Origin of the sequence: Virgibacillus chiguensis (genome assembly GCF_900129865.1) — a bacterium.
Lineage (GTDB): Bacteria > Bacillota > Bacilli > Bacillales > Amphibacillaceae > Virgibacillus > Virgibacillus chiguensis.
Genome location: NZ_FQXD01000004.1, coordinates 120,173 through 138,677, shown reverse-complemented (window position 1 = coordinate 138,677; position 18,505 = coordinate 120,173). Strand labels below are relative to the sequence as shown.

Here is an 18,505-nt window from a genome sequence, read left to right as displayed (position 1 = left end):
TCGCGGACGTAGGTGCTGTTATCTCCCACTTAGACTTGTTCAGCTCACATCTTCCAATGCTTGTAGTGGGAGTCTTACAGCACCTTATACCCAGAATAAAAAACTTGCCACAATGGGGAAATCACTTTTCATAAGAGATAGTAGCCATGGCAAGTTCTTATAATCAACTAACAAAACAGCGGAGGGAAAGCAATTGAGTTTTGATTTTATGTTACTCATTTTTTTCATTGGTTTTATCGGTTCATTTATTTCAGGTATGGTAGGAATTGGCGGTTCGATCATTAAATATCCCATGTTACTGTACATCCCTCCCCTCCTCGGATTCGCAGCTTTTAGCGCACACGAAGTATCAGGTATTAGTGCTGTACAAGTGTTTTTTGCTACAATCGGTGGCGTTTGGGCATATCGTAAAGGTGGGTATTTAAATAAATCACTCATTCTATACATGGGGATAAGTATTTTACTTGGAGGATTAATTGGGGGTTATGGTTCCAATATCTTAGCGGAATCTACTATTAACATCGTATATGCTATTTTAGCTACCATCGCCGTTATTATGATGCTACTACCCAAAAGTAATGATGATAATCCGGATTTACAAGAGGTAACGTTTCATAAGCCACTTGCAGCTAGTTTATCTTTTATCGTCGGAATCGCAGCTGGCATTGTTGGGGCAGCAGGCGCTTTTATTCTCGTTCCGATTATGATTACCGTCTTAAAAATACCAACGAGAATGACAATCGCCAGCTCACTTGCCATTACGTTTATTTCTTCCATTGGTTCTACAGTCGGGAAGCTAGCTACCAATCAAGTGTTATTTATCCCCGCGGTCATTATGATTATTGCCAGTTTAATCGCTTCTCCACTGGGCGCAGAATTTGGAAAGCGTATAAATACAAAGATACTGCAACGGTTATTGGCAGTACTCATTTTTGCTACAGCGGTCAAAATTTGGTGGGATATTTTTTGAGCAGTTGGAGCATAAAAGAAGCATATTTGTACATAGTATAAAATGACTTCAGTCGGGGGTTCCTTGTTCATTCTTTAGAAAAACGTATTTAGCTATCGCCAAGTCGTTATGGCGATGGCCGTAGTTTTTCTTATACTATAATCCATAATTTCCTAGAGTGCAAAAAAGTGGATTTAAATACTGCGATCTCCCTCCTGCACTACAACGCATCCCTTCTAATTCAATTCTAAGGTGGGATTCTTCCGGTAAAAAGCAATGCACGATACATTTATCCTTTATAGAAAATGAGGAATTCTATGTTTAAATATGCTATGTTACTAATTTATCTGCTTTTATCATTTTTTCCGACTACTGAAAACCTACATGCATATACGGAAGAAAGAATAAAGTATGAAAAGTCAGGAGATGTTATATGGGAAGGTTATACGGATGAAAAAGTGGTTGCTCTAACATTTGATGACGGACCTAGCCCTAAATACACACCACTTATTCTTGACATTTTAGACAAATTCAATGCCAAAGCAACTTTCTTTGTCACTGGTTCCAACGCCAAAAAATATCCCTACCTTATTTACAGACAGTATTTAGAAAATCATGAAATTGGAAATCATACATTTAACCATGATTATCGAGCAGAGAACTTGAAAGAAGAGCTCGCTAAAACAGCAACCATTATTTATGAAATCACTGGTACAACACCTACTAATTTCCGCCCACCGGAGGGGGTGTATAATGATGAAATTGTTGCCATCGCAAGCGAACAAGGATATACCGTTGTCTTATGGTCTTGGGATCAAGACCCAAAGGATTGGGATCGCCCCGGTGTTGATGCAATTGTAAATCATGTCACATCCAATATTTCTTCAGGCGATATTATTCTTTTACACGATTCAGGAGGAAACCGAAGTCAAACTGTAGAAGCACTACCAAAAATATTGGAGTTTTTAGATGAAAACGGATATAAAACGATAACAGTATCTGAAATGATTGAACGTACAAACTAATTGAAATTCGCCTGGAAACTGCTCCTGCTAGGCAAGATATCGCTCAACTTCCAGACTTTTTCGATCATGTCTGGCTATTTTCGATCGACTTCGAGACTTTTTCGCTCATGCCTAGCTCCTTTTCGCTCAACTTTTAGACTTTTTCGATCATGTCTGGCTATTTTCGCTCATCTTTCAGACTTTTTCGCTCATGCTAGCTATTTTTCGATCACCTTTTAGACTTTTTCGATCATGTCTGGCTCCTTTTCGCTCAACTTCCAGACTTTTTCGATCATGTCTGGCTATTTTCGCTCAACTTCGCGACTTTTTCGCTCATGTCTAGCTCCTTTTCGCTCAACTTCTAGACTTTTCCGCTCATGTCCGGCTCCTTTTCGCTCAACTTCCAGACTTTTCCGCTCATGTCTAGCTATTTTCGCTCAACTTCAGGATTTTGACGTATCCACTGTATCGATTATTATTAAAATCACTGGTTTAGTCTAAAAAATACCAAATCACTATAAAAATTGTGATCTGGTATCTTTGTGTAACAAATAATACTCGTTCTTTATATCTTGACAAGTAACATAGCAAATGCCTTATTCTTCTGTTTCTTTCACAGTAATCACAAGTCCACCAAATTTTCCAGCAAATAAATTGTAGATTAAAGCACTTAGCAGTGCAACTAATACATAAATCCCTACAAATATGACAATGCCTAATAAAGATCCGATTGCAACGAGAGCCCCCATACCATCGCCCATCGAAAAGGTCCCTACAATTCCAATCATGGATAATAACCAATACATTATTGCAGGTATGATTGCGAAGTAAACCGTTACCTTCGCTACACTTCCATACGAAAATTTTTTAATTTCCTTTTTTGTCATTTCTTCCATCCCCTTATACTTTATTATTTATAATAATGCTGCAAACATATTACCCTATATTTGGAAAATTAAACCTTAATATATGACAAAAACCTCCTATATTAGAGTTATGCCTGTAGCGCAAATAGTATGAATGAAACAGGCTGCCTTCTTCCCTTTCAAAAACTTACACTCTTGTCTGCAGATGATGGTTGTTGTCTCACAACCACAGGTTTAAAACTTTGCACTCATGACTCCATTCATTTGCAACCAACCTATCACTATAAAGTCTCTAGTAAACGTTTATACTTTTATCCTGCTAAAGACTTGTATAGATTGAAGTATATAGATTACATTGAACCACTCGTAAACGCTATCAATTTATTACAATACGTTTCGTTTGTAAGATCACGCGAAATAATAAATACAATTTTATCCTTGTACTCCTCTAGTAAAGTGAAAAAGATTCCTTGTTGAGCATCTTTATCGATATTACTAGTTACCTCGTCTAATATGATAAAATCAAAATAGGATTATGCGCTAAAAATTCAGAGCATTATTTATTTTTATAACATTATTTTTGTCAATTACTTTTAATAATAATACCTTCAACTTTAATTGAAATTCTATTCCCGGCAAAAAAGGACAATCCATTCTCACCTATTATTGGGTTTTTAATAATCGGATAATTTTAGAATAGAATTTATATCATTAATAATATAATTATTATTTTTTTCTAAATTGTACAATAGTATAATAATGATGATGTTATATATTTTCGTTATATACATAAGTTGTTTGGGATTAAAAAAACAAAAGGAGGAGTTTTTACATGAAGATAGTTAATATTATCATTGGAACTTTAGTGCCAGCTGTGATAAGTACGGTAATAATCTTAGTAATTAGTTTGATCAAGCTGATGTTTACTCATGATGAAGTTGGATATACAACATCATTTTTCGATTCGTTATTTGTAAAAGTCGATGAAAATACCGATGGCTGGGATTTATATACAACTCTAGGGGTGAATACCGATAATTTAACACCTATTATTTTAACGATTATCTTTTTTTGGTTTTTCTATTTAATTTTAACTAAGGTCTATTTAGATAGAAAAAAGAAAATGTAAAGTAAAAGATTACGGTAGAGCAAAGAAGGATAGACAGATATCATATGAGTATATCAATGGACTCTTAAATTTAACCAGAGACACAAATTGTAAACACATAGAAACAAATGAGAACCATGCCATGATTGAAGTAACTCCAGTCAATCATACGCAAGATTGTCCAAATTACCATGCAGCATCTGTTCAACAGAAATGGCACTCCTTATTAAAGTAAGCATAAAATATCTTACGCTTACATTTATTAAAACAATTATTTTACCTACAAACCAAATATCTTTTCATGCCTATGAAGGGTGCTTTAAATCAAGCTGACGCTAGCAATGTACTTAAGTAAAAAGTTTGAGCAGTTAATTCTACTGCACGCGTAAGAGCTTGTATGAATTGTACCGCAATTTTGTTGTAGGTCTCAACTGTTTTTATTGGCAATAAGCTTCATCAATTCATACCGACTCCTTAAAACTGTTTGTATAAAAAATCACAAACTAGAATATATCTAAAAAACATGCTACAATGTACAATTGCAAGATAGAAAAATGAATAACGACTACCATACATTTGTATCTTGCAAATATAAATGATAGGTGGTAAACAACATGGAAAGTAATATGCCATACGAGGTTTTATTGTATTATCATTATGTTCACATCGAGGATCCAGAGGGATATGCTGCTGAGCATTTGAAGTTTTGTAAGGAATTAGGTTTAAAAGGAAGAATTCTTGTTGCCCATGAAGGCATTAATGGCACATTGTCTGGCACAAAAGAGCAAACAAAAGCATACATGGATATGATGCATGCCGATCCTCGCTTTGCCGATATGATGTTTAAAATTGATGAACATGATGGGCATGCGTTCAAAAAAATGCACGTACGACCACGAAAAGAATTAGTTACCTTCCGTCTTGAAAAGGATGTTGATCCACATGAGACGACAGGAAACTATTTGTCACCAAAAGAATTTTACGAGGCAATGCAGCATGAAGATACAGTCGTCATTGATGCGCGTAACGATTACGAATATGATTTAGGTCATTTCCGCGGCGCTGTGCGTCCAGATATTAAAACATTTCGTGAATTACCAAATTGGATTCGCGAGCACAAGGACGAATTTAAAGATAAGAAAATTTTAACCTATTGTACTGGTGGCATACGTTGTGAAAAATTCTCCGGTTGGTTAAAAGAAGAAGGCTTTGAAGATGTAAATCAACTACATGGTGGGATTGTCACATACGGCAAGGATCCGGAAGTACAAGGTGAATTATGGGACGGTAAATGCTATGTCTTTGACGAGCGCATTTCTGTGCCAGTCAATCAAAAAGAACATGTCGTCGTCGGTGTCGATTATTTTGACGGCGAACCATGTGAGCGTTACGTCAACTGCGCTAACCCAGAATGTAATAAACAAATTCTTTGCTCGGAAGAAAATGAGCATAAGTATTTGCGTGGTTGTACACATGATTGTCGCGTGAGCCCACGTAACTTATATGTGAAAGAGCACGAACTATCGGAAGAAGAAGTAGAAGCGCTCCTTGAGGCTATAGGTGAAAGCTTAACAATGAAAGCATAACATAATGGCTTGTTTCATAGATGAGATTCTAACTATGAAACAAGCCTTTTCTATCTTCTGATGAAACGCATTTTCAAAAAGCGTCCTTTAACGCACCTATTCGAAAAAATTCTCATCGTACAGTTGCCTACTTATTCAAATTTGTTAACGAGTTCTTGCAATTCTTCCGATATTTTTGCTAAGTTTTCTGCGGATGATTCCACTTCTTCTATTGAGGCTAGTTGTTCCTCTGTCGCAGCAGAGACAGTTTGTGTTTGCTCACTCGTATTTGTCACAATTTCTTTAATCTCATTCATAGAAGTTTGCAAATTCATTGCTCCTGACGACAACTGATTAATGTTTTCACTAATTTTCGCAAATTGATTTATAATGCGATTAAATGTACTTTCTATTTTTTCAAACGTACTACCAGCTTCATGGACGACGGTCGTCCCAGTTTCTACAGCTGCATCTGTAACGTCCATAGACTCCATCGTTTCATTCGTTTCGTGCTGGATATTCTCAATTAAGTGCGTGATCTGTTTAGCAGATTCGTTGGACTGCTCAGCAAGTTTCCTTACTTCTTCGGCAACGACAGAAAACCCTTCTCCATGTTCCCCCGCTCGTGCAGCCTCAATGGCAGCATTTAGAGCTAGTAAATTCGTTTGCGATGCTATATCCGTAATGGTTTGGTTCATCGCATTAATTTCCGTTAATCTGCTACTCAAACCATGGATAGTTTTCCCTAAGTTAGTTACGTTACTACGAATGACTTCCATTTGATCAATGACATCATTCATCGCACTTTCCCCTCTTCTAGACAATTCCGCTGACTCTTTAGCTTGACTAGAAACAACAGTCGTATCCTCAGTAATTTTTTGAAAACTGGAAATCATCGTATCCATCGTATCAGCAGTCTTCTCAATATGCTCGAGCTGATTCGCTGATCCAGCTGCTATCTCTTGAATAGCAGAAGCAACATGTTCTGAAGCTTGTGTATTTTGCCCAGCACTAGCACTTAATTGCTCAGAAGACGCGACGATATTTTCAGACGCTTCTTGGGTCGACGAGAGTAAGTCCTTAAAAGTAGTAATCATTGCATTAAAGGCTGTCACTAATTGCCCAAATTCATCATTTGCTTTGTAATTACTTGTTACTAGTTCACCTTGTTCGGCAGTCTTCATAATATGTCGTAAATGCTTCACTGGTTTAATAATCGTTTTAACAATCCATAAGCTAAAAGCTATAAACAGAATAATTCCTATTGTTGTTACTGCTATGAAGATCATACTTACTTCTTTTAGATGGCTTTGATTATGTTGGTTCATATCATCCGCTTTATTCGTAAAGTATTCTTGAATTTTTGTCATTATACCGTCAAGCTCTATACGTTTACTCATAACATGATCTACATAGTAATTATATCCAGCATCTTGATCATCTTTTGCTAATTGAAGTGCATTATTTCGCCCTTGAATATAATCATCTTTTAGCATAGAATAACTATCAATATTTATCACCTTTTCAGGATATAATTCTTTCGTTTCTAGTTTTTCATTTTCACTCGCAAGCTCATCAATACGCTTTTTTAAATCACTATATGTATTAGGATCATTTGTTAGCAAAGCTTCCATGGAATACGCATCAATAGTAGCATTGTTTTTTTGAATGACCCCAAGTTTATTAATAGAAATTAAATAGTTATCGTACATTTCTTTAGAATCATCTGCCATATCATGTACATATATAAACCCTACGACACTAATAATGGTCGATAAGAGGACAGCAAATGTAATGAGTAAAACAAACTTTTTTGCAATTTTTAAATTCCGCATCGTTCTTTCTCCTTCCAATGTAAATGAACACCTTTCAAAAATACAATTACAGTAAAAAATTTGTGAAGCATTGATCAAAACTTGAAATGGAATAGACCCTTTATAATTTCCGTTACAATGTGGACTAATCAACACACATAGTTATATATACCTAAATTAGATGTTAGCAGCAACCCTATCATAGCCTTTTTTCCTACTTATTTCAATTATTTCAACCTAATAAGTAGACTTTTAGAAGTCAATACGTTACTAGGTCTTTTAAATGATTTTTCAAACAAAACTCTAAACGATATTTTTGACAGTTTATTTGCTTATTGCTATTCTTTTTTTAGAAAGACTTAGCTCATTAGGTGGAAAAACACCGTCGTTTTTCTGACACTATAACACTTGGAATTTTTTAATTTTCTATAGTGCAAAAAGGAGGCTTTGTTATATGTCTATATACGATTTCGATGTAAAAACGATAGATGGGAAAGAGAAGTCGTTAGCTAATTATAAAGGGAATGTTCTGCTTATCGTAAATACAGCAAGCAAATGTGGTTTTACTCCGCAATTGGAAGGTTTACAACAGTTATATGATGCATACAAAAATGAAGGTTTTTATGTACTCGGCTTTCCATGTAATCAATTTAAAAATCAGGACCCAGGCTCAGAGGAAGAAATCGCTACGTTTTGTCAATTGAATTATGGTGTCACTTTTCCGATGTTTGCAAAGGTGGACGTAAAAGGGGAGCATGCGCATCCGTTGTTTAAGTATTTGACAGATGAAGCAAAAGGGATGTTTACGAAGCAAATTAAATGGAACTTCACAAAGTTCTTGATCAATCAGCAGGGCGAGGTTGTTAATCGCTACGCACCACAAACGAAACCAGAAAACATAAAAAAAGATATTGAAGCAGCTTTACAATCGTAAAAACCGCCTGTTTAGTAAAGTGGTGGAAAACGTTTTTTTAGTAGAAAAAGTGTTGGATGACATAGGGAAGTGGACATTAGCTTTTATAGCTAGTTTGCTTCTTTAATTATCCAACTAAAAAATGAGCAATTCGTTAGATGCTATATGTTTGCCTTTCTCTCGTAAGTTCATTGCTCTAGATAATTCTATATCCACTACCCTTCACCTCCTTCCTCATCCAAACGTACCTTAAGATGAATCATGTCAATACCATTTCCACTTTATGTTTATAAATTTACAACCAAGGTTGTGCAACTATCAGAAATGCACAAGCATACCTCGGCAAATACATGCGCTTTAGAGCTTTTATTGAGCATAAATGGGCTCAGTGCTTCCACTTTCTTATGTCAGAGCAGCACAGATATACTTTTCTGTCTGTGTTGCTTGCGTGTTTACTTGTCAGAGGCCAAAATATTACATCCTAGGTCGAACATGCTTACTTAAGACGCATTCTATTTATAAAACTTTATCCAAAAAATCTTTTGCTCGTTCTGTTGCAGGTGCTTGGAAAAAAGTAGAAGGATCTGCTTCTTCAATCAGCTTTCCTTGGTCTAAAAACAGAATACGATCTGCAACCTCTTTTGCAAAATTCATTTCATGTGTGACAACAACCATGGTCATACCAGTATTTGCTAAATCTTTCATCACATCGAGTACTTCCTTCACCATCTCTGGATCAAGCGCTGACGTAGGTTCATCAAAGAGCATTATTTCTGGTTCCATAGCAAGTGCCCTAGCGATGGCTACACGCTGCTTTTGTCCACCAGATAAGCGATTCGGGTAGGCTTCTTCTTTATCCGTTAAGCCTACTTTTGCTAATAGGTTTGTTGCTATTTGATAAGCTTCTTGCTTGGATATTCCTTTTACTTTTTGTGGTGCATAAGCCACATTATCTAATACTGTCATGTGTGGGAATAAATGAAAATGTTGAAACACCATACCGATATGCTTTCGGACAGCTAATTTATTTTGCTTTGGATCGGTAATTTCTTGCTTGTTAAGCCAAATCTTTCCTTCCGTTGGGAGTTCCAATAAGTTTAAGCAACGTAAAAATGTCGATTTACCAGATCCAGACGGGCCAATGACAGCGACAACTTCTCCGTGCTGAATCGTTGTCGATATATTTTTTAATACGGTTTGTTTGCCAAATTTTTTCGTTATATTTTCCGTTTTAATCACTTTGACGAAGCCTCCGTTCTAGTAATCTACCAAATTGTGTAAGAATAAAGACCATCACCCAGTAGATTAAGCCTGCGAATAATAATGGTTCAAAATTGCGATATAAGTCTGAACCAACCACTTGTGCACGGCGCATTAAATCTAAATAACCGATTGTAGATACGAGGGCGGATTCTTTCGTTAATGTAATAAATTCATTCATCATCGCTGGCAATATATTTTTAAATGCTTGTGGCAAAATGATATGTGCCATCATCGGACGATAAGGAATTCCCAACGCCTCTGCTGCTTCAGTTTGCCCTTTTTCCACTGCTTGAATACCACCACGAATAATTTCAGAAATATAAGCAGCTGAATTGAGACCAAATGCTAATACGGCAGAGATAAATGCGGATATATCATAGCCTGTTAACTGTGGAACAGCATAATAAATAATCATTAATTGTAAAATGAGTGGTGTGCCACGAAAGATGGACGTATACGCATCTGCAAAAGGTTTTAACACAGGAACTTTTGTTACTTTACATAAAGCTAGTAATGTACCTAAAATAAATCCAATGACTATAGATACACTAACGAATTTTAATGTTGCCCCAATTCCTTCTAATATAAAAGGAATGTAAGGCACGATTTGGCTAAAATCCAAATTCATGCCTTATCACCTCACTTTTCTCTCTATGTTTTTTCATCCATGTTGCATTTAGAAGTTACCCAACTTTGGCCGTATATCAAGTGAAGCTTCTTTTCAGTGGGGGATTCTTTCACCCCAGCTAATGTTTAGCCCCAAGGGTAGAACCTCAAAAAGGGAAATTAGGTGGTTATCTTTCCATTAGACTTGATTAACCTCCATCTTTTCACTCTGGAGATAGGAGATACCAACACTTTATATCCTTGATACATGTGTCAACTTCTGGTCACTTATCTATTGCAATTCTTTCAACCACTTATCTTCTAGCTCTTGAATTTCCCCATTTTCTTCAAATTTGGCTAGTACATCATTTACTTTTTCTACCAATTCACTTCCCTTTGGAAAAGCAATTCCCATCCCTGGAGAACTCTCTGTTGGATCATCAAAAAACTTTAAATCTTGTTCTTTTACATAACCAGCTGCAACAGTTTTATCCATATAACCGACATCAATCCGATTAGCGTTTAATTCTTGAGGGAGAAGTCCAGCTTTATCTACTGCTTTCACTTCAAATCCATATTCTTTTGCTAGTTTTTTTGCTCCTTCCTCTTGAATCGTTCCGAGCTGTACACCGACTGTTTTTCCTTTTAAATCATCAATTGTTTCAATTTCAGAGTCTTTCGTTGTTAAAAAGCTTTCTCCGGAACGATGGTATTCTGTTGAAAAATCGACATTCTTTTTCCGTTCCTCTGTTGCACTCATTCCAGACATTACCATATCCACTCGATCTGCTTGTAACGCTCCAATTAATCCGTCAAATTGCATATCTTCTATTTCTAATTCATAACCTAATTCTTCCGCTATCATTTGTCCTAATTCAATGTCAAATCCTTCGAAATTCCCCTCTGGATCACGCGTTTCAAATGGAGGAAAGTCCGCTGATGTTGCCATTTTTAGAACCTTTTTCTCTTTTCCTTCTTCTCCAGATGCTTGATCATTACTACTTCCACAAGCTGTTATTATTCCAGTTAAGAGAACGACAAAAACTACTAGGATCATTTTATGTTTCATTTTATTCACTCCATTTTTTGTTTATATATGTCTCTAAATTTGCAAAACTATTTTTTAATTATGAATAGTGATTTATTCCCATATAAGGCATGATAATTTTATCGTGTATAATGCATAACTCTTTCTATTGATCTCGCTACTTATGATGGCATCCTTGCATGTTCTTTAATCCCTGTAAGCTGTTACTTCAACTTTTCTCACTTCACATAATCAAACTTTGAGGTGATTTTTACGTATTCTTCGTAAACAGGTAACCGACAATTGTGAAATTTTCCTTTGCAACTTAGCTGTCATCGATGAACGAATGGTGTACTTAGGGAAAATTAGACAACCTGGGCTTACCCTTTATGAGGAAAGCCGACCAAAACCGCGAACTTTTAATCGTTTTTATAGTGCCTTAACACTTGGTTTTGCGAAACTCTTGTTGAATTTCTACTAAAAGTTTTGCGTCTGTAATTACTTCAAAACCGGTCTGTGCTAGAGCCAATGCTCCATCAGCAATCATTTGATGCCCTTTATCTGTAATTGTCATATCTGCAAACGCTTGTGTATGTGCCGTTAAACCGAGCATATCAAAGCCAATATATGGATGAATCGCTGGCACCACATGGCTTACATTTCCCATATCAATCGATCCATAGCCTTCTTTAGCAGGAAAAACAGGCTGAGCGGTGATATTCTCTAAATGTTTTGTAAAGGCTTTGGATAGAGCCTGATTGGTTATCATATTGTCGTAGCTTAATTCATAATTAGAAACTTCTAATCTAGCACCTGTCATCAGTGCCGCACCTTCAGCAATGTGTTGTACTTTTTCTACTACCGCATCTAACTCCTTTCGTTCTTTTGCTCGCACATAAAATTGTGCCACTGCTTTATCGGGGACTACATTAGCTGCCTCACCACCGTCTGCTATAATGCCATGAATGCGTACATCTGTTGGAAGATGCTCGCGCAATGCGTTAATCCCATTAAACAGCTGAATGACGCTATCCAGTGCATTAATTCCCTTTTCTGGTGCAGCAGCTGCATGAGACGTTTTACCGAAGTAGGAAAATTGAATCGCGTCCATTGCAAGTGCCTCTCCGCTTTTATACGATTGATCGCCAGGGTGAACCATCATTGCAACATCAATGGAATCAAAAAAACCTTGTTCACTCATTGGCACTTTAGCACCATTCGTTTCTTCTGCTGGTGTGCCTAAAACAACGACACTCCCCCCAGCTTCTGCTACCTGTGTACTTAAAATAATCCCCGCTCCAACACTCATCGTGCCAATGATATTATGACCACAACCATGTCCAACTCCGGGAAGTGCATCGTATTCAGCTAGGTACGCAATAGTAGGGCCAGGTTTTCCACTATCAAATGTAGCTTTAAATGCAGTGTTTCTTCCAGCTACATCTGTTTCTACCTCAAACTGATGCTCCTCAAGTAATTTCGTTAATAATTGCATCGATTGATACTCTTGATCGCCTAACTCTGGATGGTGATATAAATAGTCACTAATATGGCATAACTCACCATGGATATCTTGTATTGTTTCTTTTAACGACTTCATCTTCGTCCCACCTACATGTATAATTATTAATATGTAGGTATATTTATACCATTGAATGCATCATTATGCAATCTTTTTTTCTTTTTTTATGAAGAAAAGTATGTTTGTACTATTATTTTCCGTTTTCAATTGTATTGCTGATTAATTAGCGTGATTTGCAATAACACGTCCCTTTAAACCATAAAATTTATGCATCAAGTTATGCTTTTTGCAAAAAATTCCTATTATCTCGTTAACGGAACCGTCGATTTTCTTTCATCTACTGCTTGTTCGTACAACAAGGGCAAGGGACGCTTTCTTATCTACAGAGGATGAATTGATTTTCTACATAGTAGCGTAAATTAACATGAGACATACCTAGTAAGAGAGCCTATAAGGAAAGGAAAACTGTTGTAATTGAGAGGGATTTATCTATGAAGACTATCGATTTGTAGGAAAAGACTTGCTTGAAATGCATTTCATAGCAGTGCAAGCCATTAGGGGTGCTTATTAGAAAAACTTGGCTTATCGCCCAGTAATATGGCGGCGCCGTGGTTTTATCCTAGAAACCTTAATACTTTTCCTAGTAGTGGATAAAAACGACCAAACCGCGCTTCATTTCAGATATTAAAAAAGAGAGGAGCATCCCTCTCTTTTTTAATATGCTTTAGCCCAATACACTAACTCTTTCGCTTCTTTTCCACAGCATACGCATGTATCTGCTACTTTTTCTTCTTCAAATGGAATACAGCGAGATGTCGCTAGTGTATCTTCCTTAATTTTTTCTTCACAAGCTAAATCCCCACACCACATAGCTTTAATAAATCCAGCTTGTTCTTCTAAAATCGTTGCAAACTCATCCATGTTTTTAGCAACATTGGTTTTTTCTTGTAAATGTTTTTCTGCACGATTATATAAATTCATTTGCACTTCCTCAAGCAAAGCAGGTAAGCGTGTTGGTAATACAGCCAATGGAACAAATTCTTTTTCACCTGTATCACGTCGCACAAGGACTACCTGTTCTTTCTCGATATCCTTGGGCCCCATTTCAATCCGAACTGGTATACCTTTCATTTCATACTCATTAAATTTCCATCCAGGCATTTTATCACTAGCATCAATGTCTACGCGCACAATACCTTTTAATTGGTCACGAAGATCATATGCTTTATCCAATACGCCTTCCTTATGCTGGGCGATTGGTACGATCATCGCTTGTGTTGGAGCAATGCGTGGTGGTATTACTAAACCACGGTTATCACCATGAACCATGATTAATGCACCCATGATTCGAGTGGATAATCCCCAAGAAGTTTGATGAACATATTGACTGTCTCCATTTTCATCTAAATACGTAATGTCGAAAGCTTCAGCAAAGCCTGATCCGAAATGGTGGGAAGTCCCTGATTGCAATGCTTTTCCGTCATGCATTAAGCTTTCAATCGTCAGTGTGTATTTAGCACCTGCAAATTTTTCTTTATCTGTTTTCTTCCCTTTAAGGACTGGGATCGCTAAATATTTTTCCACAACATCCGCATAAATTCCTATCATCCGCTCTGTTTCTTCCGATGCTTCTTCATCTGTCGCATGTGCTGTGTGCCCTTCTTGCCAATGAAACTCGGAAGAACGTAAGAAAGGACGGGTTGTTTTTTCCCAACGGACAACATTCCCCCACTGATTGTACAGCTTTGGCAAATCACGATAGGAGTGAATGTTTTTCGAATAATAATCACAGAACAACACTTCTGACGTTGGACGTACCGCAAGACGCTCTACTAATTCTTCATCTCCACCGTGCGTAACCCAAGCAACTTCAGGTGCAAAGCCTTCCACATGATCTTTTTCCTTTTGTAATAGGCTTTCTGGAATGAATAATGGAAAAGCCACATTCGTATGACCGGTTTCTTTAAATTTTTTATCTAATACATCGCGAATATTTTCCCAAATGGCAAAGCCATATGGGCGAATGATCATTGTTCCACGAACTTGACCATAATCGACCAATTCAGCTTGCTTGACAACATCGGTATACCATTGCGCAAAATCCTCTTCCATGGCGGTTATTTTTTCTACAAATTGCTTATTTTTTTTACCCAAAACATAACACCTCATTTGAATAGTTTTATCTACATGTCGATACTATTTTTTGCAAATATGAAACCTTTCCGTTTTACCTAACTTTGTAAACACGTGCTTCAAACAATAAACTTACTACGAAATGGTGATTTACATTCATTGCTAATATTTTTCTAGCAGAAGCGGTGTTGTTTATGAAAGATCTTTTTTCAAAGGAAGTGATGGCTTTCCCCATAGTGAACGATGGCGCTTTTCATTCCGTAAACCAAGGAAAGTGTTGCTTGTGAGCACCCTTTCACTTTTTCTCTATAAACATAAAAAATCCTCCATCCGATAAGGGACCGAGGTTGGTGGTACCACCCTTGTTTGCAAAAATAAACTGCACACTTCATTGGATAACGGGGAATCCCCGCGCTATTTTACAGCATAAAGCTTTCTAATAGCGAACTCCGAAGCAGGTTCCATTGATTATCTTTGGAAATTTCCACCATCCATTTCCTCTCTATAAAAGACGTTTCAATATACTAATCTTCATCTACGTTTGTATGACATAATTGTACTTACACTATATAATTTGCCACAAAGAAAGTCAAGGTTAATGGAACTTCTTATTTCAACAGAAAAAAGCACACATGGGTTAACGCGATATGTTGTTTTAAAAAAACTTGGCTTGTCGCCAAGTCTTATGGCGAATGGCATAGTTTTCCTTTTACTATAACCCTTAAAACTTTTATACGTTCTTAATACTATAGTGAGAAAATGATCTGTCTACAACTGGTTTTCATCGTAAATCCGTTTTCCCAATGTGTGCCATAACACTTTTAATAAAAGAACTAAACAACCTTTGCTCCCAACGTGTTTTTGAAGTGTCCAAGTGCCCATTCATGTCCTGCTTGATTAAAACTGGCAACGGCATCTTGATGAACAACAATGGCAAAGCCCTTATTATAGGCATCGATCGCCGTATGTAATACGCAAATGTCTGTACAGACGCCAACAATATGCACTTCTTGAATACCACGCTCACGTAGTTTCAGTTCTAAGTCAGTGCCAGCAAAAGCACTATATCTTGTTTTATCAAAATAATATACATTTTCCTTATTCTGGTACTCATTATAAAGGGTAGCAAGCTTTCCATATAACGCTTTCCCTGTTGTACCGATGATATTATGTGGCGGAAATAAGTTTGCTTCAGGATGAAAAGCGTCCCCTTCTTCATGTGCATCAATGGCAAACACGACATAATCGCCATTTTCAATAAATTGTTTCGTTAACGAAACCACATTGTCTTCAATAGCTTGTCCAGGTACACCACACGTCAATTTTCCATCTTCTGCCACAAAATCAATCGTATAATCCACATTTAAAAGCGCCTTTTTCATGAATGAAATCATCCTTCCACTTTGAAATAAACTATTTTCGGCACATCTTTATCTTAAAAGATAATTACCACAAAGAACCAAACAATCATAACAAATTGAAGTACAATTTTAGCAACTGCCCCACCTAGAAATCCGATTAAGGAACCGACTGAAGCACGGAACGCTTCCAGTACAGTCCGTTGCTGTAATAACTCGATAATAAAAACGGTTAAAAACGGCACAATAAGAATTCCAAACGGTGGGATAATAAAGGAACCAACAATAACAGCAACAGCGGCACCACGTTCTCCCCACTTGCTACCGCCATACTTTTTGACAAAATAACTATTTGCAATAATATCAGCGCCGACTAATAGTGCTGTAATAATACCCATTCCAATCCAAAAAGAAAGTGTTAATTCATTGGAGTTGAGAGCAAACTGATACAAAAGGAAACCGCCCCAAAGCACAAACACAGACGGAATAATTGGGAATATAATCCCTGCAAAGCTTAATACAAATAAAGCAATAATTAAAATCCAAATAACGATCTCCAAAATAACATTTCCTCCCGCAACGACTAGTTTTTACGAAACATACTTGATAGCTTCGTCTCCTGCTTTGTTACTATACGTCGAAAGTTCTCCATATGTTTCATGATACTTAAAATAGATAAAAAAATAACAATTAAAGTTGGTTCTACGCCGAAAAATATATACGTCGTCAACAAGAAAGAAAGATACATAACAAGAACACCCATTACTAAATAATCGGTAGCAATTGTAATAACAAGTAATAGTCCAATACCGATTACAGCGACCCTCCAATCGACAGCGAGTAAGATACCAACGAGCGAAGCAGTTCCTTTACCACCACTAAATTTCATCGTAATCGGATAATTATGTCCTAAGATGACAAATAATGCCGTAACATATATAAGCAGTATTCGTTCATCTCCGCTTATACCATGCGCACCTAAGAGATATAATACAACAAAAATGGCAAAAGTACCTTTTAAAATATCAAAGAGGGCGACAAATATCCCATACTTCCAGCCCAATAAAATCGTCGTATTTGAGGCTCCAGCATTTTTAACACCTGAATTCTTAATATCTACACGTTTATATAAACTAATAAGTTGTGAACCGTGTATGCAGCCTATGAAGTAACCAATCATAGCAACTAGTGCCGTAACCATGGGTCCCCTCCTTTTTTCTTATTATATCGTAAAAATTGCCATTTCGTAATGACAATTTGTTATTATGCAAACAGTCCTTCATTTGCTATGCTAATAGTATATAATATGTAAGCTTATACGTTTATTACATAAGAACAATTTTCTGTATATACGAAATGAATTACAAATTCACGCCGATGAAAGGTTAACAACCAAAAAGGAGTTTTCTAAAAACGGCTTGCCGGGGGGCGCCGGCATACTCCTGTTGCAGGAGCATGATTCCTAAAACTTTCGTTGACTCGTTCCACTCGCTCCGTTGCTTCGTGAGAATTTATGAACATAATGTTTAAATCTAGTATTTTTTCTTTCTTCTTCAGCGGGGACTATAAATACCTTTTGAACAATGGGAGTATTTACCACTTGCGAGTTGTGTAGAATAATTTTTTGAAGCGAAAAGTATTACAGTATCATTCTATTGGAATCACATGAACAGATCCATGTATTATTATGAAGGAGATACATGCAGCATGAAGAGAATTCAACGAACATTATTACCCATGCTTATTATTTTAATCGGACTCCTTATTTTGTTTGTCATATACAATCAAAAGCAAACCGTTGATATAGATAAAGAAATGCCTACTCAGCTTCATCCAGTGGTTCAAGAAAAAAAAGAGGCATTCATAAATAAGGCAGCCTCTAGAAATATAGAGGTTGTCATAACAGATGGTTTACGTACCATACAACAACAAAATGAATTATATGACCAAGGAAGAGAGACAGAAGGAAGAACGGTCACCAACGCAAAAGGTGGACAATCCTACCATAATTATGGATTAGCAATCGATTATGCACTAAGAAGTGAGACTGGAGAAGTTATTTGGAACATTGATTATGACGGAAACGGAAACGGCAAATCCGATTGGTTTGAAGCTGCTTCTATTGCCAAAGAGCTCGGCTTTGAATGGGGCGGAGACTGGAAAAGATTTAAAGACTATCCCCATTTGCAAATGACATTTGGATTAAGCATTAATCAATTACAACGTGGAATTCGCCCAGACAAAGAACGCGAGTGATCGCGCTGTAAGCGAATTTCGCGCGAAGAAGACGAATTTCGGACGAGCAAGGGCGAGTTACGCGTTAGGGCGAGCGATTTTGCGACAAGCAGGAGCGAACTTCTCGCGAGGCCGAGCGATT

General features: G+C 36.9%; 16 protein-coding genes and 1 other annotated feature. Of the genes, 6 read left to right on the top strand and 10 right to left on the bottom strand.

Annotated features, from left to right (window positions below; translation table 11 throughout):
- The first annotated feature begins 208 nt into the window (after positions 1-208).
- Both BUB45_RS06375 and BUB45_RS06370 read left to right on the top strand, forming a co-directional pair.
- Complete coding sequence (locus tag BUB45_RS06375) at positions 209-970, top strand: sulfite exporter TauE/SafE family protein (RefSeq protein WP_170861723.1); 762 nt, start codon at positions 209-211, stop codon at positions 968-970.
- Between the two features lie 284 nt (positions 971-1,254).
- Complete coding sequence (locus tag BUB45_RS06370) at positions 1,255-1,974, top strand: polysaccharide deacetylase family protein (protein ID WP_244527667.1); 720 nt, start codon at positions 1,255-1,257, stop codon at positions 1,972-1,974.
- A 575-nt stretch (positions 1,975-2,549) separates the two neighbouring features.
- Here the strand turns inward: BUB45_RS06370 and BUB45_RS06365 are convergent.
- The gene (locus tag BUB45_RS06365; protein ID WP_073006465.1) at positions 2,550-2,840 is read right to left on the bottom strand and encodes a hypothetical protein; all 291 of its coding nucleotides are present in this window, start codon (positions 2,838-2,840) and stop codon (positions 2,550-2,552) included.
- A gap of 811 nt (positions 2,841-3,651) precedes the next feature.
- On the opposite strand from BUB45_RS06365, the gene BUB45_RS06360 reads away from it, so the two are divergent.
- Both BUB45_RS06360 and trhO read left to right on the top strand, forming a co-directional pair.
- Positions 3,652-3,948, top strand: a complete 297-nt coding sequence (locus BUB45_RS06360) for a hypothetical protein (RefSeq protein WP_073006463.1) — start codon at positions 3,652-3,654, stop codon at positions 3,946-3,948.
- 593 nt (positions 3,949-4,541) lie between these two features.
- Positions 4,542-5,513, top strand: coding sequence for an oxygen-dependent tRNA uridine(34) hydroxylase TrhO (trhO, locus tag BUB45_RS06355; protein WP_073006462.1), 972 nt, complete (start codon positions 4,542-4,544; stop codon positions 5,511-5,513).
- Between the two features lie 131 nt (positions 5,514-5,644).
- Here the strand turns inward: trhO and BUB45_RS06350 are convergent, their stop codons facing one another.
- Complete coding sequence (locus BUB45_RS06350; RefSeq protein WP_073006460.1) at positions 5,645-7,327, bottom strand: methyl-accepting chemotaxis protein; 1,683 nt, start codon at positions 7,325-7,327, stop codon at positions 5,645-5,647.
- 433 nt (positions 7,328-7,760) lie between these two features.
- On the opposite strand from BUB45_RS06350, the gene BUB45_RS06345 reads away from it, so the two are divergent.
- Positions 7,761-8,240, top strand: coding sequence for a glutathione peroxidase (locus BUB45_RS06345; protein WP_073006458.1), 480 nt, complete (start codon positions 7,761-7,763; stop codon positions 8,238-8,240).
- Between the two features lie 495 nt (positions 8,241-8,735).
- Here BUB45_RS06345 and BUB45_RS06340 read toward each other — a convergent pair whose 3' ends face one another.
- The 8 genes from BUB45_RS06340 to BUB45_RS06305 all read right to left on the bottom strand — a co-directional run bounded on the left by BUB45_RS06340 (position 8,736) and on the right by BUB45_RS06305 (position 17,329).
- Positions 8,736-9,458 carry an amino acid ABC transporter ATP-binding protein gene (locus BUB45_RS06340; RefSeq protein WP_073006456.1) on the bottom strand — a complete coding sequence of 241 codons (723 nt, stop codon included), beginning with the start codon at positions 9,456-9,458 and terminating at the stop codon, positions 8,736-8,738.
- Entirely contained in the window at positions 9,451-10,110 is a 660-nt protein-coding gene (locus BUB45_RS06335; protein WP_073006454.1) for an amino acid ABC transporter permease, read from the bottom strand. Before BUB45_RS06335 ends, BUB45_RS06340 begins: the two co-directional genes overlap by 8 nt.
- Positions 10,111-10,380: 270 nt before the next feature.
- Positions 10,381-11,157, bottom strand: coding sequence for a basic amino acid ABC transporter substrate-binding protein (locus tag BUB45_RS06330; RefSeq protein WP_073006452.1), 777 nt, complete (start codon positions 11,155-11,157; stop codon positions 10,381-10,383).
- A 397-nt stretch (positions 11,158-11,554) separates the two neighbouring features.
- Positions 11,555-12,715 carry a M20 family metallopeptidase gene (locus tag BUB45_RS06325; RefSeq protein ID WP_073006450.1) on the bottom strand — a complete coding sequence of 387 codons (1,161 nt, stop codon included), beginning with the start codon at positions 12,713-12,715 and terminating at the stop codon, positions 11,555-11,557.
- A 636-nt stretch (positions 12,716-13,351) separates the two neighbouring features.
- Complete coding sequence (proS, locus tag BUB45_RS06320; RefSeq protein ID WP_073006448.1) at positions 13,352-14,791, bottom strand: proline--tRNA ligase; 1,440 nt, start codon at positions 14,789-14,791, stop codon at positions 13,352-13,354.
- A gap of 312 nt (positions 14,792-15,103) precedes the next feature.
- Positions 15,104-15,317, bottom strand: a binding site (T-box leader).
- Between the two features lie 286 nt (positions 15,318-15,603).
- Positions 15,604-16,152, bottom strand: a complete 549-nt coding sequence (locus BUB45_RS06315; RefSeq protein ID WP_073006446.1) for a cysteine hydrolase family protein — start codon at positions 16,150-16,152, stop codon at positions 15,604-15,606.
- Between the two features lie 53 nt (positions 16,153-16,205).
- Positions 16,206-16,691 (bottom strand): DUF456 domain-containing protein, encoded by a 486-nt coding sequence (locus tag BUB45_RS06310; RefSeq protein WP_073006444.1) that lies wholly within the window; start codon positions 16,689-16,691, stop codon positions 16,206-16,208.
- A gap of 20 nt (positions 16,692-16,711) precedes the next feature.
- Positions 16,712-17,329: a glycerol-3-phosphate acyltransferase gene (locus BUB45_RS06305; protein ID WP_073006443.1), complete on the bottom strand. Its 618-nt coding sequence runs from the start codon at positions 17,327-17,329 to the stop codon at positions 16,712-16,714.
- Between the two features lie 506 nt (positions 17,330-17,835).
- Here BUB45_RS06305 and BUB45_RS06300 point away from each other — a divergent pair.
- The gene (locus BUB45_RS06300; RefSeq protein WP_073006441.1) at positions 17,836-18,384 is read left to right on the top strand and encodes a M15 family metallopeptidase; all 549 of its coding nucleotides are present in this window, start codon (positions 17,836-17,838) and stop codon (positions 18,382-18,384) included.
- The last annotated feature ends 121 nt before the right edge of the window (positions 18,385-18,505 follow it).